Genomic DNA, 13,441 nt, shown 5'->3' with positions numbered 1-13,441 from the left:
GCCATCAGGAGCTTTCGACATAGTCGTACTCATAGGCGGATGCCTATGCCTTATCGGCTATGCCACCTGTCCGGTCAAAACGGGGTGCGCTCCAACCGCCGATCTCGCTCTTCTCGACCGACTGTCCTGGCAGATTTCGACGATTGCGCCCCGATCCGAGTTCGTCGTCGAAGGCGACGAGCCATCCCGGTGCTGCCTGGTGATCGAAGGCATGGTGGCAAGTTGGAACTACACGCAGTCCGGCGATCGTCAGATCCAATCGGTCTACATTCCCGGCGACATGCCTGATCTCATGAGCCTTCATCTGAAGCGGATGGATCACTTCATCGGATCGATCTCCGGCTGCCGGGTGGCCTATGTCTCGCATGACGACGTGAGACACGTTTGCCATGCCTCGCCCGCCATGAACGGTGCGCTGTGGCGCGAGACGTTGATCGACGCCGCGCTCTACCGGACGGCCATCATCCGCAACGGTCAGCTCAATGCGACGCAACGATTGGCGCATTTCGTCTGCGAACTGTTTCAACGCTTCACGGGCGTGGGGCTGATCGAAGAAAACCAGTTCCCGTTCCCGCTTTCCCAAGAGCTGACGGGGCAGGTCCTGGGACTGACGAACGTGAGCATCAATCGCGCTTTCCAGGCGCTGCGGTCACAGGAACTCCTCCTGACCACCAACGGGCAGATCGAGGTCTTGAACTCGCGTGGCCTATCTCGAGTTGGGCAGTTCGACGCTCACTACCTTCATTTTCGCGACTGATGACGTCCCGGTTCCTGGCTGCGTCCTGGGCTTCGTGTGTTGCCTCATGGGCTGCGCATGAGACCTTCTCGGCCCTCGTCTCTTCGCCATTCGGCCTTGGCATCGGGCCACGGCCTTGCCCTCTACGCTCGCCGAGCCGAGAACCTTGCCGGCAACGATCTCGACCATCCGAAAATCCTCGCGACCTGGATCGACGACCTCGTCGCGAGCGTCGCCCCGCCATTCATCGTCGAGCCTTGCCGACGGCAGGGCGCCGCCGGTGGTCACCGCCAAGCGCCGAGCCCGAAACGCTCGTCCGGCAGCGTGTCGAGAACGCGGTGCTCGGCCCGGCGCTGGAGATCCGAGAGGCGATCCCCCGACATCGGACGCGTCGACGGGGAAGGCTTGGGCGGTGCGGTGCGGTGCTAGCCTCGGGTCTCAAGCGACGGGCGCCACCACGGTTGCGCGCTCACGCCCGATCGCGTCGGGCGCATCCTTCCTGTTCGGCATCTGAACGCCCGTGGACGTTGGATCGGCCGTTGTCGATCGTCTCCGTCCGGAGGGAGGCGGGGGTTTTACCGGGCCACGATCCGTTCGGAATTTTGTCGTTCGACCTCGGCGTTCCCATCCGCTTCGATCTCGTTCGCGGCGGCGGCCCAGAACTCGTGTTCCCGACCCGAAGGGCGTCCGGCTTCCACCCAGAGGTAGTAGGCTCGCTCCCTCACGGTCGGCGTCAGGTCGGTGAACTCGTTCATTGCAATTCCATCAGTCTCTTGTGTCGACGATCAGCCGACGGGATCCATCGGGACGTAGAGGTAGTATCCGGTCTCGCGCAGAACCGCCCGGAAGGTCGATCGATCGGCCTCCAGAAGCTGGTCGCCGATGTCGGCCACCTTGCCGACGAACTTCCAGGTCTCCCCGTGCATGAACGCGGGAAGCGCCCCGCCGTCGGGAACGGCGCAGATCGGGACGAGGTCGCCGGTCTTGCGGAAGAGGTTCAGCATGTCATGGCCTGCATCGAGGTGTTGCGAAGGCGGACCTCCGGGCTTTGGGATCGCCCGGGGGCACGCGGCTGGTCCGCCCGTTGCCGCGGCACTGCCCACAAGGCTGCCGACGGTGCCGGTTCCCCGGCGTCTACTTCAGCGCGTCCCGGACCTTGTCCTTGCCTTCGCCGACCTTGCCCTGCACTTTGCCCTCGGTCTTCTCGGCCATACCCTCGGCTTCGACCCGGTCGTTGCCCGTCACCTTGCCGAGCGCTTCCTTGACGGAGCCGACGACCTGCTTCTTGGCGCCTTCGATGCGATCCTTGTCCATCTCGATCTCCCTGCGTTGGGGCCGTACCCCTTCGGCTCCAAGGGCCGAAGGACTGCCTCCGGAAAGAGATAAGGCTTCTCCCTCGCGACCATAGTGGCGATTGCATCAGTCGGGATGAGGCAGATCCTTCTATTTGCCATCCACCCGGCGATCCTCACCTCGTCCTCGGACGGCGTTCCTGCTGCGTCTGCGAACCGACGATGCCGCGCTCGCGCGCCCAGACGATCGCCTCGCTTCGCCGGTGCACGTCGATCTTGGCGTAGATCCTCTGGACGTGATTGCGCACCGTGTTGCGCGACAGGAAGAGAAGGCCCGCGATCTCGCCGTCGTCGAGCCCCTGCGAAATGAAGCCGAGGACCTGACGTTCCTTGTCGGTCAGATCGACGCCGCTGGCCTTCCGCGTGCCGTCGGGTTGCGGCGAGCGCATGTTGGCGAGCTTCTCCATGACGCTGCGGCTCAGCCACGAGGTGTCGCTCAGCGCCTCCTCGATGGCCTTCACGAGCTCCAGTTCCGAGGTCTTGCGCACGGTGATGTCCTGGAACACGTCGAGGACGCAGACCTCGCCGCCGATCTTGATCGTCTCGGCCGAGACGAGGCAGTCGGCGATCGAGCCGTCCTTCTTCTTCAGCTTGGCCTCGTGGCCGCGAAAGCCCCCGGTCTCGACGAGCTCGCGCTCCTGGCGCCGGCGCGTCGCGTCCGTGTCCCACAGCTCGATCTCCGCCGCGCTCCGCCCGACGACCTCCTCGATCGACCAGCCGGTTTCCTTCAGGAACGCCTCGTTGACGTCGAGGATGCGGAACCCGTCGAGGGTGCAGACCTTCATCGGGACGGGCGCGAGGCGGAAGGTCTTGGCGAACTTCTCCTCGCTGTTGCGCAGGGCGCTCTCGGCCTTCCGCCGCGGTTCGAGGTCGGCAAAGGTGAAGAGCATGCAGCGCTCGTCGCCCATCTCGATCGGCTGCCCGGCGACGATGACGAGCTTGGTCTCGCCGCCCGGAAGCGGCAGGCTGGCCTCCATCTGCGGCACGGTCGCCCAGGCCGCGAGGCGCTCCTTGCCGATCTCGCGCTTGTCGGCGCCCGCCATCACGTCGAGATCGTAGACGGAGCGTCCGACGACGGTCTCCCGGGCGTAGCCCGTCATGTCCATGAAGCCCTGGTTCACGCGGATGAAGCGAAGATCGGAGATGCGGCAGATCAGGGCGGGCGCCGGGTTGGCGTTGAAGGCCCGCTCGAAGCGTTCGATGGCCTGCATCTCGTCGGTGGCGTCGGTGACGATGAGAACGAGACAGTCGGGGTTGCCGTCGGCATCCACGAGGACGAGGCTGCGGACCCGGTGAACCCATTCGGGTTCGGCGCTTCCGAAGCGGGCGACCTCGACCACGACGTCGGTGAACATCTCGCCGGCGACGACGCGATCGGCGGGATAGGCACCCTGGTCCAGCGGGTGGTTGTTCCGATAGCGAAGCTGGTAGCGGTGGCGGTACTCGTCGACGTCGCGGCCGAGGTCGCCGATCTCGACGGCCCCGTGCATCCGCAACGCCGCATCGTTGGCCCAGGCGATCGTCTGGTCGGGATCGATCAGGATGACGCCCTCGGTCAGTCCGCCGATGATGTGCTGCAGCTGCTGGCGCTCCACCTTTTGTCCGGTGAGGGTCTCGACCATGAAGGGCTCCGTTGCGGTCTCGGGCGGCTCGGTCCGATCCGGCAGCCGCCCGGCGTCAGGGAGAAGGTGCGTTGTCCGGCCGGCCGGGCAAGAGCGCCGGCTCGACGGCGTGTCGAACGAGGAGCGCGTGGTGCCGGGTTCCGCCCGTCGTGACCGTCCGAACGCCCGTCGCGCGCGTTCCGTCGTCGTCGATGACGACGCCATGGGTCCGAAATGCCGCCTCGAGAGCGATCCGGTCCGGCTCGTCGATCGGCCGGTTGCGTTCGAGATCGAAGATCTTCGACATCGGCACGCCGGACTTGGCGGCGAGGTTGCGGGCGGTCCAGTTGAGAAAGGCGCGGGCGGCCCGGCAGGTGGGAGCGTCGATCATCGACCCTCCTGGAGGTGATGGGCCTGGGGTTCGTAGGGTCCCCGCCCATGCTCCAGCCAGACGGTCTGCTGGTCGAACCCGTCCATCCAGTTGAGCCAGTCCTCGCTCTCGACCGGATGGGGGTTGTGGCTGCGGGGCGTTCCGTCTCTGGCCGCGGATGCTCCGGCCTGCAGGATGCCCGCGCGCTCGGGCGACGTCATGGTGGTCATCGGCGTGTCTTCATCTGTAAAGGGGATAGGCGGTCCAGCCGCGCTGGACCGCCGAAGGCGTCGGAGGCGATCGAGCGCGTCAGAGGCGACCGGGAGTCCCCGCGGAGAGGCGCGAGTCCGTGGTGGTGGTCACCCGGCCGGATCGGCCGCCGAGCCATCCGACGATCGCACCGAGCACGAGCGCGGCCGCCGCCAGCAGCGCGGCCTTCGAGACGACGCTGGCCGTCGCCGCAGCCGCTTCGGTCGCCGTCCGCTTCGCCGTTTCGACGGCAGCGCGGTACTGCTGCTCGATCTGCGTCACCTGCTGCGTCGCCTGATCGACGGGGATGTTGCGGGCTTGGGCGAGCGCCTGCGCGGCCTGTTGGCTGGCATCCACCCCGCCGCCCGTCAGGTAGGAGCGGATCGCGTTCACGGCATTCGCCTGGAGGGCTTCGGGATCGCTTCCCGTCGAACGCACCTGGGCTTCGATGGCGTCGAGCGGGTTGGCATCCGCGAGCGCGGGTGCGGCCGTCTGCGCCACCGTGCGGCCCACCCCGCCGACCAGCGAGGTGATCCCGCTGAAGGCGCCGCCGAGGATCGAGCCGACGGAGGTGGTCAGCAGATAGAGGACGAGAAGCGTCGTCGCCGCCCAAGTGGTCAAGCCATGCAGGCCAGCCGAGGCGGGTGCCGTCCGCCCGGACATTCGCGCCGCGACGAAGGCGCCGAGGAAGGTGGAGACCAGGACGGAGCCGAAGGACCAGGCGGCCGCACCCAAGGGAAGCGACGACGAACCACCATCGCTCGCGGCGGTCGCGCCGACGTCCAGCGCCGCCGCACCGATCCCGGCTCCGACGAGCACGAGGGTCACCTGACTCGCCAGCGCGATCGTCACGCCGGCGAGAATGGCGCCCCACGAGACCTTGTTGGCCAGCACCGCACCTTGCGCTTCCAGGGTTCCCGCTCCGTACCCGACATCCGGCCGAATTGCAGACATGGTCCACTCCCTTCGCTGTCGACAAAGCCGGGAAGCGATGGCTTCCGGCGGCAACTCGCGGATGGCGAGCCGATCGTCGAAACGCAGGTAAAACTTATCGAGAACGTCGCCAGAAGCGCCCGCATCAGAAGGACTGGTGCAGCTTGATCTTTCTTTTCGCGCCCGGTCCGCCGCGCGGTTCCCGGTCTGCAAGGTGGATGGGCGGGAAGGATGGCGTTGATCAAGCCGGCGACTGCTCTTCGTCCTTCGAACCGCTCCCCGCACAACCGGCCCTCGGTCATCCCGACGGACACGGACCCGGCTCAAACGAAGCGATCGCCTCGTTGCGGCGAGAAGGGCGGCTCGCGGCGACCGGTCAGCAACGGCAGATAGGGTTCCCTAACAACCGCCTCGAGCCCGACCGCGGGGGTGCGAAAGCCGCGGATCCATACGGGGCCCGAGTCCCCGGACAGGGTTCAGGCGGTCGGTCGCCCCGAACCTGGCATCCGCAAAACCCGCCAGCGTCGCGGCCTTGATATCGGGGTGGAGGCCGGTCGCCCGAGAGTCCGAGCGTCCGAAAGCTCAGCGCCCCGGTCTGGGCGGCGGGCCAGTCGTCGAAGATGGACTGCGTCGCGGAGACGCCATTGATGCCCGAGACGACCGACGGGCGATCGGCGGCTTGCATGCGAGCGCGGGCTCGAAGCCGTATTCCGGATCATCGCTTTCCGGCCACCGTCAGCGCCTCGATCACTTCGACCTGCCGGCCGGTGAGGCATGCGGTCGAGGCGCGAACGAAAGGCATCGGCCTGACCGAGAACTTCGATCCCGGATGGACCGCGATGCCGCGGGCCGCCAAGGTGACGAGGGCGAAGGACTCGGACACGACGGGAACCCAGGCGCACAGTCCGTCACCGGGCTCGACCCGGATGCCGTTTCGCCCGAGACCGGACACGAGAGCGTCGCGGCGCTCGCCGTAGATGATCCTCGCACGCTCAATGAGCGTCTGCGTCTCGCCGTCGCGCAGCAGCCACGCGACGGCGCCCTGCAGCAGCCGGCTCGTCCAGCCCGAGCTGAACGAGCGGTAGGACTGGATCTGCTCGACGATCGAAGCCGAACTCGACAGGACCGCGAGCCGGAGATCGGGGCCGAGCGTCTTCGAGTAGGACAGGATGTGGATCACGCGATCGGGAAACCGGGCTCCGAGCGTGCGCCGCACAGAGCCCGAGACGTCGCCGAGGCCGTCGTCCTCGATGATCAGCGCGGCGCTGCCCTCCAGAACGTCGGCCAGCGCCGCCAGCCTCGCCTCGCCGACGGTCCGCCCGGTGACGGAATGGAGGCGGGGCTGGAACAGGAAGGCGGCGGGCTTGTGCACGAGGGCCTTGGCGAGAGACGCGGGAACCGGCCCGTCCGCGTCGCAGTCGACCGGCAGGATGTCGACGCCGAGGTCTTCGAGAATGTCGAGAAGGCGCATCGCCGTCGGGTCTTCGATCGCCACGCTCGATCCCGGTCTCACCAGCGCATGCAGCAGCGTGTAGACGGCGTTGTAGCCGCCGTTGGTGACGAGGAAGGCGCCGGGATCGTAGGGCCAGGTTCGACGAACGGCGTCCTCCAGTTCGGGCAGGATGCGGCTGCGCTCGTAGCTGTTGAGGTTCTGCGCCCGGGCGCCGTGCTCGAGCGCCTGGCCGAGTGGGGGAAGCAGGGCGACGTCGGGGCTGGCGACCGACAGATCGAGAACGCCGTGGCCGTAATGGCCGGCGCTCGCCAGCCGTTCCGGCCGGGCGACGAAGCTGTCGCCGCTGACGAAGGTGCCGTTGCGCCCCCGCCCGGCGATGATCTTCTGGCGACGCAGATCGCTCCACGCCTGCGAGATCGTGGCCGGACTGACGCCCAGCACGAAGGCGAGGTCGCGGATGGCCGGCAGCTTGGTGCCGATCGGAAGCGCCCCGACGCGAATGAGCGAGCGGGTCTCCTGGGCGATCCCCTTCGTGGTTCGATTGCCGATCTTTTCGGCAAACCAGGAAGCAGATGCGACTTCGCTCATCAGCCTGTCTCATATTAATGTTCAGGTACTAAATTCGAATTGATCGCAATTATCCGAACATTTAGCGTTCGGATCAAGATCAAACCCGAAGCGAGCCGACCATGCCCGTCACCCTTCGTCTGGCCGTCCGAGACTGGGACTATCTGACACCCCTGGCGCTCGGAGACGTGCGGTCCAGTCGTCTGGATCTGCGGGTCGAGCGGGTGGGAACGCTGGTCTCTCATCTCGGCCGGACCCCGGATTTCGACGCGGCCGAGATCTCGTTCAGCCGCTACGCCCAACTTCGCTTCGAGGGCGACGAGAGCGTCGTCGGCCTGCCCAACTTCGTCATGCGCGGCTTTCGCCATCGCTGCGTCATCACCACCGCCGACAGTGCGCTCCGCTCGCTCGCCGAGCTCGCCGGCAAGCGCATCGGCGTCACCGGCTGGCGCGATTCCGGCAACACCTGGACGCGGGCGGCACTTCGCCGCGAGGGCGTCGGGGTCGAGGATGCCCGCTGGTACGCCGGCCGGCTGACGGAGGCTCATCCGGTCGTCGATCGGCTCGACGGCTTCGGACGCCCCGGCCGCATCGAAGCGGCGCCCGGCGAGCGGCCGATGATGGAGCTTCTCGCCGAAGGCGGACTCGACGCGGTCTTCACGCCCTTCATGCCCGACGGTTTCTTCGCCCGCGATTCCGGCTTCCGCCAGGTCGTGACGGATTTCCGGCACGCCGAGACGCGCTATTTCGCCGAGGTCGGATACGTTCCGGGCATGCATCTTCTGGGCGTGAAGGCCGAGATGCTGGCCGAGCATCCCTGGATCGCCGACGAACTGAGCGAGATCGTCGACGAGTCGCAGCGCGTCTGGCTCGCCAAGCGCCGCAAATATGCCGACACCACGCCGTGGATCCTCGATGAGCTGGCGCGCGTGTCGCGCGACCTGCCGGCGAACTGGAACCGCAGCGGCCTCTCTGCCAACGCGCCGATGATCGCCGACTTCGCCGCCGAACTGCACGCCCAGGGCATCCTGCCTCGCCTCCTGTCGGTCGCCGAGCTGTTTCCCCTCGGTGATCGAATGGCCTCGCCGGGCACGCAGGCCGCCTGATCCCGACGTTTCCCCTCGTCACCACAGACGGCGTGCGGACCGATCCGTCCACGCCCGCCCTGCCAGAAGGAACTTCACGCATGACATGCAAGCTCGCCGCCTCGGCCGCCCTGTTGTCCGTCCTCTGGGCCGGACAGGTCGTCGCCGAGGACACAGCCGTTCCCAAGCCCGCCGTGAACGAGGAGCTGCGCGCCCGCCTGCCCGAGGAGATCCGGCAGGCCGGGCGCATGATCTCCGTCAACAACGGCTCGTTCCCGCCCTACGAGATCGTCACCGGCACCGAGATGACCGGCGCCAGCGCCGATCTCACCGACGCGCTCGGCGCGCTTCTGGGCGTCGAGATCGAGCATGCGACGGTGGGCGGGCTGCCTGCGCTCCTCGCCGGCGTCAATTCCGGCCGCTACCAGTTCGCCTTCGGTCCGGTCGGCGACTACAAGACGCGCCAGGACGCGAACGACTTCGTCGACTGGGTGCAGGAGTTCGTGGTCTTCGGCGTGCAGAAGGGCAATCCGAAGGGCATCGTCTCGCTCGACACCGCCTGCGGCCAGCGCATCGCCGTGATGGCGGGCGGCTCGGCCGAGCGGGTGATCCAGGCGCAGAGCCGGATCTGCGAGGCGGGCGGCAAGGCGGCCGTCGAGGTCCAGTCCTTCACCGACCAGCCGACCTCGATCCTGGCGGTGCGCTCGAAGCGCTCCGACGCCTTCTTCTCCTCGCAGGCCCCGCTCACCTATTTCGTCGAGCAGGCGAACGGCCAGCTGGAACTCGCCGGCATCGGCGCGGCCAACGGTTTCGAGGACATCTACCAGGGCGCCGTGGTGCCGAAGGGCTCGCCGCTCGGGCCGCTGCTGCGCGACGGCGTGAAGGCGCTGATCGCCGACGGCACCTACGCGGCGATCATGACGAAGTGGGGCCTCAAGAACAACATGATCCGCGAGCCCGGCATCAATCTCGGCGGAGACCTGCCCAAATGAGCGCCCGTCGCGCCCCCGCGCCTGCGCCTGCGCCGGGCGACGCCGAGCGGGACGTCGCCGGCGCGCATCGCCCGTTTCCGCTGGACCGCGTCGTCCTGTGGACGATCGTGCTCGCGATCGCCGCCAACGCGCTCTGGGTCGTCGCGCGCAACGAGAATTTCGGCTGGCCCGTGGTCGCGCAATGGTTCTTCGACCCCACGGTGATGCAGGGCCTCAGCGTGACGCTGTGGCTGACCGTGATCGCCATGCTGATCGGCGTCGCGCTCGGCCTGGTTCTGGCGGTGATGCGCCTGTCGGGCGATCGTCTCGCCACCGGCCTCGCCGGGCTCTTCATCTGGTTCTTCCGCGGCACGCCGCTGCTGGTGCAGCTGATCTTCTGGTACAATCTCTCGACCCTCTTCCCGACCCTCTCGATCGGCATTCCGTTCGGACCGAGTTTCGGCAGCTGGGACACGAACGACGTCATCACGCCGATCACCGCGGCGATCGTGGGCCTTGCACTGAACGAGGCGGCCTACATGGCCGAGATCATCCGCGGCGGCCTCCTGTCGGTGGACAAGGGGCAGGCCGAGACCGCCGCCGCCTTCGGCATGACCAAGTCGCGGGCGCTGCGCCGGATCGTCATCCCGCAGGCGATGCGCTCCATCGTGCCGCCCACCGGCAACCAGCTGATCAGCATGATCAAGGCGACCTCGCTCGTCAGCGTGATCGCGATGGCCGACCTCCTCTATTCCGTGCAGTCGATCTACAACCGGACCTTCGAGATCGTGCCGATGCTGATGGTGGCGGTGATCTGGTATCTGTTCATCACCTCGATCCTCAATGTCGGCCAGGGCTACATCGAGCGCTACTATGCCCGCGGCGTGCGGCGCTCGGCCCCGGCGGCGGCCGCCCCGGCGCCCGTCGCGGCGGATCCCACATTCGCCAGCGCGGAGCCCAGCCGATGAGCGCTCTTTCCCACACCGCACCCGAGCCCGTCGTGCGCGCCCGCAACGTCCACAAGGCCTTCGACCGGCTGGAGGTGCTGCGCGGCATCGATCTCGACGTCGCCGCCGGCGAGACGGTCGTCGTCCTCGGGCCCTCGGGGTCGGGCAAGTCGACCTTCCTGCGCTGCATCAACCATCTCGAGGCGATCGACCGCGGATCGATCGAGGTCGACGGCGAGCAGATCGGCTACGCCTGGCGCAACGGCCGGCTCGACAAGCTGTCGGAGCGCGCCACGACCCTCCAGCGCCGCAAGATCGGCATGGTGTTCCAGCAGTTCAATCTCTACCCGCACATGACCGCCATCGAGAACATCGTGGAGGCGCCGATCGGCGTCCACGGCGAGAAGCGCGCGGCGGCGCTGGAGCACGCTCGCCAGCTTCTCGACCGGGTGGGGCTCTCGGCCAAGGCCGACAGCTATCCCGCCCAGCTCTCCGGCGGTCAGCAGCAGCGCGTCGCCATCGCGCGGGCGCTGGCGATCCGGCCGCGCCTGATGCTCTTCGACGAGCCGACCTCCGCGCTCGATCCCGAGCTGGTGGGCGAGGTGCTGTCGACGATGAAGGATCTCGCGGGGCAGGGCATGACGATGATCGTGGTCACCCACGAGATCGGCTTCGCGCGCGAGGCCGCCGACCGCGTCGTGTTCATGGACGGGGGCCACATCGTGGAGGAGGGCCGGCCGAGCGACGTCCTCGGCAACCCCAGCCATCCCCGTACCCGGGCCTTCCTCAGCCGCTTCATCTGAACGGTGGCGGCTTCGTTTGAACGCCAGCCGCTTCATCCGATCCGCGCGCGCCGGTTCGACGCCGGTACGCGCCCTTGCGAAAGACGATCCATGTCCCGATCGAACGACTATGCTCGCCTCGAGGATTTCGAGGCCGAGCGCGAGACCCTGACGGCGATGCGGCACCATCTGCACGCCCATCCCGAACTGTCCTACGAGGAGACGCGGACCGCCGCCTTCGTGGCCGACAAGCTGGAAGGCTGGGGCTACGAGGTGACGCGGGGCGTCGGCGGCCACGGCGTCGTGGCGCGCCTCGTCAACGGATCGGGACCGCGAAGCGTCGCGATCCGGGCCGACATGGACGCGCTGCCGATCACCGAGGCGACGGGCCTGCCCTATGCCAGCCGGACGCCCGGCGTGATGCATGCCTGCGGCCATGACGGCCACACCACGATGCTGCTGGGCGCGGCCGAGTATCTCGCCCGCACCCGGCGCTTCTCGGGCACGCTCAACCTCGTGTTCCAGCCGGCCGAAGAGGGCGGCGCGCCCAGCGGCGCCAAGGCGATGATCGCCGACGGGCTGTTCGAGCGCTTTCCCTGCGACGCGATCTTCGGGCTCCACAATCATCCGGGGGCGCCGGAGGGGCATATCCTCCTCCGGTCCGGCCCGATCATGGCGGCGGGCGACACGGTTGTCCTCACCGTTCACGGCAAGGGCGGCCATGCCTCGCGTCCGCATCTGGCGGTGGATCCGGTGATGGTCGCCTGCTCGCTCGTCATGGCGCTGCAGACCGTGGTCTCGCGCAGCATCGACCCGACGCAGACCGCCGTGGTCACGGTCGGCGCCTTCCACGCGGGCGAGGCCAGCAACGTCATTCCCGACAGTGCGCGCATGCTGCTCAGCGTGCGCTCCTTCGACCCCGCCATTCGCGCGCTTCTCGAAACGCGCATCCGGCGGTTGGCGACGTCCCACGTCGCGGGCTACGACGCGAGCGTCGAGATCGACTACCAGCACGGCTATCCGGTGGTGGTGAATTCCGACGCCGAGACGACCTTCGCGCGCGAGGTCGCTGAGGAACTCGTCGGGCCGCAGGCCGTCTCGACCTGCGGCCTCATTCCGGGAAGCGAGGACTTCGCCTACTTTCTCGAGAAGAAGCCGGGGTCCTTCCTGCGGCTCGGCAATGGCGTCGGCTCCGCCATGCTGCACAATGCCCGATACGATTTTGCCGACGCCTCGTTGCCGGTGGGCGCGGCGCTCTGGGCGCGGCTGGCGGAACGATATCTCCAATAGTCTCGGCGATCTCGTGCGTGGTGCCCGGGTGCGCCTCCTGTCCGGCGACGAGGCGCGCGATCGCGGCACCGGTGTCAGGCGGTCGATCCCGGCTTCGGCCAGACGAACGCGTCAACGCGGAGCGTTCGAGCGGACGTTCGATCGTCGGCGGATCGCCCGTCGAGGCCTCGAATTTGGTGCGAGCCCAGAGCGGAACGGCGGCTTCTCCACTTCGAAACCTCGGAAGCGGACGGGCCGCCTCGGCCGAGATCGCGACGTCACTCCACCAGCCCGAACATCGGCCCGTATCCGCCGTGCCACGAGACGTCGTCGCGATCGAACGCGGGCGAGTAGATCCCGGCGCCCCGGCCGCCATCGAGGAACAGCGCGTTCGGGCAGGCGAGATGATCGCGGAACAGTCGCGCGAAGTCGTGGAAGTTGACGTCCGTTTCGCTGATCGCGAAGCGAACCTGCCCGTTTTCGCAGACGCCGACGCCGCTGCGCCGGGTTCGATCGGTCGAGCCGGGAATGAACGCGGGGTGCAGGCGTCCCTCGATGACGAGCATCGGTCCCGACTGCGTCGCGAACCGGACGTCCGGTCGCTTCCTCGTGAACGCCTCCGTCGTCAGGATGCCGGCGCTCGCCCTGTCGAGAAAGAAGACGCCGTTCGGCGCCTTATAGAAGTTCGGCACCCGGCCGGGCGGGCCGTCGATCACCGTCGTCTCGACCGGCCGCAGCGCCGCGCCGTTTTCGACGTAGAGGCCGACGGGCGAGAAGTCGGTCTGGTACATGCCGGCATTCATCGCGAAGGCGAGTTTGCCGCCGTCCGCCTCGACGGATCGCGACAAAGCCGCGAAGCGGCGATAGGGCGCGCCCGCCCGGTCCCGCCAGAACAGGCGGAGGTCGGAGGCCGCCGGGTCGATCGTGCAGACGAGGCTGTCCGCATCCTCGAAGCGCTCCTTTGCGCAGGTCTGCGCTTTCGCTGCCTCCGCCCTTGCCCCGTCTGCGCCGGCGACGAGCATCGCCAGTGCCAACCACCCGAACCGCCAGGTCATGCGTGCCGCCTTTGGTTTCTCCGCCATCCGCCCGTGTCCGTGGCCGAACATTGCGGCGATTCTGGCCGGCG

Annotated in this window: 15 protein-coding genes; 6 read left to right on the top strand and 9 right to left on the bottom strand. The window is 67.8% G+C overall.

Annotated elements, in window-relative coordinates:
* A partial coding sequence (locus tag GGR04_RS21830) for a Crp/Fnr family transcriptional regulator (protein WP_210291922.1) occupies positions 1 to 757 on the top strand: 757 nt, incomplete at its 5' end.
* A 554-nt stretch (positions 758 to 1,311) separates the two neighbouring features.
* On the opposite strand, the gene GGR04_RS21825 is transcribed toward GGR04_RS21830, so the two are convergent.
* From GGR04_RS21825 to GGR04_RS21790, 8 genes are all read right to left on the bottom strand, one after another.
* A complete protein-coding gene (locus tag GGR04_RS21825; RefSeq protein WP_183202449.1) occupies positions 1,312 to 1,491 on the bottom strand; it encodes a DUF2934 domain-containing protein in 180 nt (59 codons plus the stop codon).
* Between the two features lie 30 nt (positions 1,492 to 1,521).
* Entirely contained in the window at positions 1,522 to 1,740 is a 219-nt protein-coding gene (locus tag GGR04_RS21820) for a hypothetical protein (RefSeq protein ID WP_183202447.1), read from the bottom strand.
* A gap of 130 nt (positions 1,741 to 1,870) precedes the next feature.
* Positions 1,871 to 2,050: a CsbD family protein gene (locus tag GGR04_RS21815; RefSeq protein ID WP_183202445.1), complete on the bottom strand. Its 180-nt coding sequence runs from the start codon at positions 2,048 to 2,050 to the stop codon at positions 1,871 to 1,873.
* Between the two features lie 154 nt (positions 2,051 to 2,204).
* A complete protein-coding gene (locus GGR04_RS21810; protein ID WP_183202443.1) occupies positions 2,205 to 3,710 on the bottom strand; it encodes a PAS domain S-box protein in 1,506 nt (501 codons plus the stop codon).
* A 55-nt stretch (positions 3,711 to 3,765) separates the two neighbouring features.
* Positions 3,766 to 4,080 (bottom strand): hypothetical protein, encoded by a 315-nt coding sequence (locus GGR04_RS21805; protein WP_183202441.1) that lies wholly within the window; start codon positions 4,078 to 4,080, stop codon positions 3,766 to 3,768.
* Positions 4,077 to 4,289 carry a hypothetical protein gene (locus GGR04_RS21800; RefSeq protein ID WP_183202439.1) on the bottom strand — a complete coding sequence of 71 codons (213 nt, stop codon included), beginning with the start codon at positions 4,287 to 4,289 and terminating at the stop codon, positions 4,077 to 4,079. Before GGR04_RS21800 ends, GGR04_RS21805 begins: the two co-directional genes overlap by 4 nt.
* A 79-nt stretch (positions 4,290 to 4,368) precedes the next feature.
* Positions 4,369 to 5,262, bottom strand: coding sequence for a PhnA-like protein (locus tag GGR04_RS21795; RefSeq protein WP_183202437.1), 894 nt, complete (start codon positions 5,260 to 5,262; stop codon positions 4,369 to 4,371).
* A 694-nt stretch (positions 5,263 to 5,956) separates the two neighbouring features.
* The gene (locus GGR04_RS21790) at positions 5,957 to 7,282 is read right to left on the bottom strand and encodes an aminotransferase-like domain-containing protein (RefSeq protein ID WP_183202435.1); all 1,326 of its coding nucleotides are present in this window, start codon (positions 7,280 to 7,282) and stop codon (positions 5,957 to 5,959) included.
* 101 nt (positions 7,283 to 7,383) lie between these two features.
* Between GGR04_RS21790 and GGR04_RS21785 the strand changes: the two genes are divergently transcribed.
* From GGR04_RS21785 to GGR04_RS21765, 5 genes are all read left to right on the top strand, one after another.
* Positions 7,384 to 8,367: a substrate-binding domain-containing protein gene (locus GGR04_RS21785; RefSeq protein WP_183202433.1), complete on the top strand. Its 984-nt coding sequence runs from the start codon at positions 7,384 to 7,386 to the stop codon at positions 8,365 to 8,367.
* Between the two features lie 80 nt (positions 8,368 to 8,447).
* Positions 8,448 to 9,338 (top strand): ABC transporter substrate-binding protein, encoded by an 891-nt coding sequence (locus GGR04_RS21780; protein WP_183202431.1) that lies wholly within the window; start codon positions 8,448 to 8,450, stop codon positions 9,336 to 9,338.
* Positions 9,335 to 10,285, top strand: a complete 951-nt coding sequence (locus GGR04_RS21775) for an amino acid ABC transporter permease (protein ID WP_183202429.1) — start codon at positions 9,335 to 9,337, stop codon at positions 10,283 to 10,285. The genes GGR04_RS21780 and GGR04_RS21775 overlap by 4 nt, the downstream gene beginning before the upstream one ends.
* On the top strand, positions 10,282 to 11,067 hold the full coding sequence (locus GGR04_RS21770; RefSeq protein ID WP_183202427.1) for an amino acid ABC transporter ATP-binding protein: 786 nt from the start codon (positions 10,282 to 10,284) through the stop codon (positions 11,065 to 11,067). The genes GGR04_RS21775 and GGR04_RS21770 overlap by 4 nt, the downstream gene beginning before the upstream one ends.
* A 90-nt stretch (positions 11,068 to 11,157) precedes the next feature.
* Complete coding sequence (locus tag GGR04_RS21765) at positions 11,158 to 12,336, top strand: M20 aminoacylase family protein (protein WP_183202425.1); 1,179 nt, start codon at positions 11,158 to 11,160, stop codon at positions 12,334 to 12,336.
* A 257-nt stretch (positions 12,337 to 12,593) separates the two neighbouring features.
* Here GGR04_RS21765 and GGR04_RS21760 read toward each other — a convergent pair whose 3' ends face one another.
* Positions 12,594 to 13,370 carry a phosphodiester glycosidase family protein gene (locus GGR04_RS21760; protein ID WP_183202424.1) on the bottom strand — a complete coding sequence of 259 codons (777 nt, stop codon included), beginning with the start codon at positions 13,368 to 13,370 and terminating at the stop codon, positions 12,594 to 12,596.
* Between the last annotated feature and the right edge of the window lie 71 nt (positions 13,371 to 13,441).

This window comes from Aureimonas pseudogalii, from assembly GCF_014196835.1.
Classification (GTDB): Bacteria; Pseudomonadota; Alphaproteobacteria; order Rhizobiales; family Rhizobiaceae; genus Aureimonas; species Aureimonas pseudogalii.
Note: the sequence above shows the minus strand (reverse complement) of the source record. Positions and strands in the feature narration are given on the sequence as shown.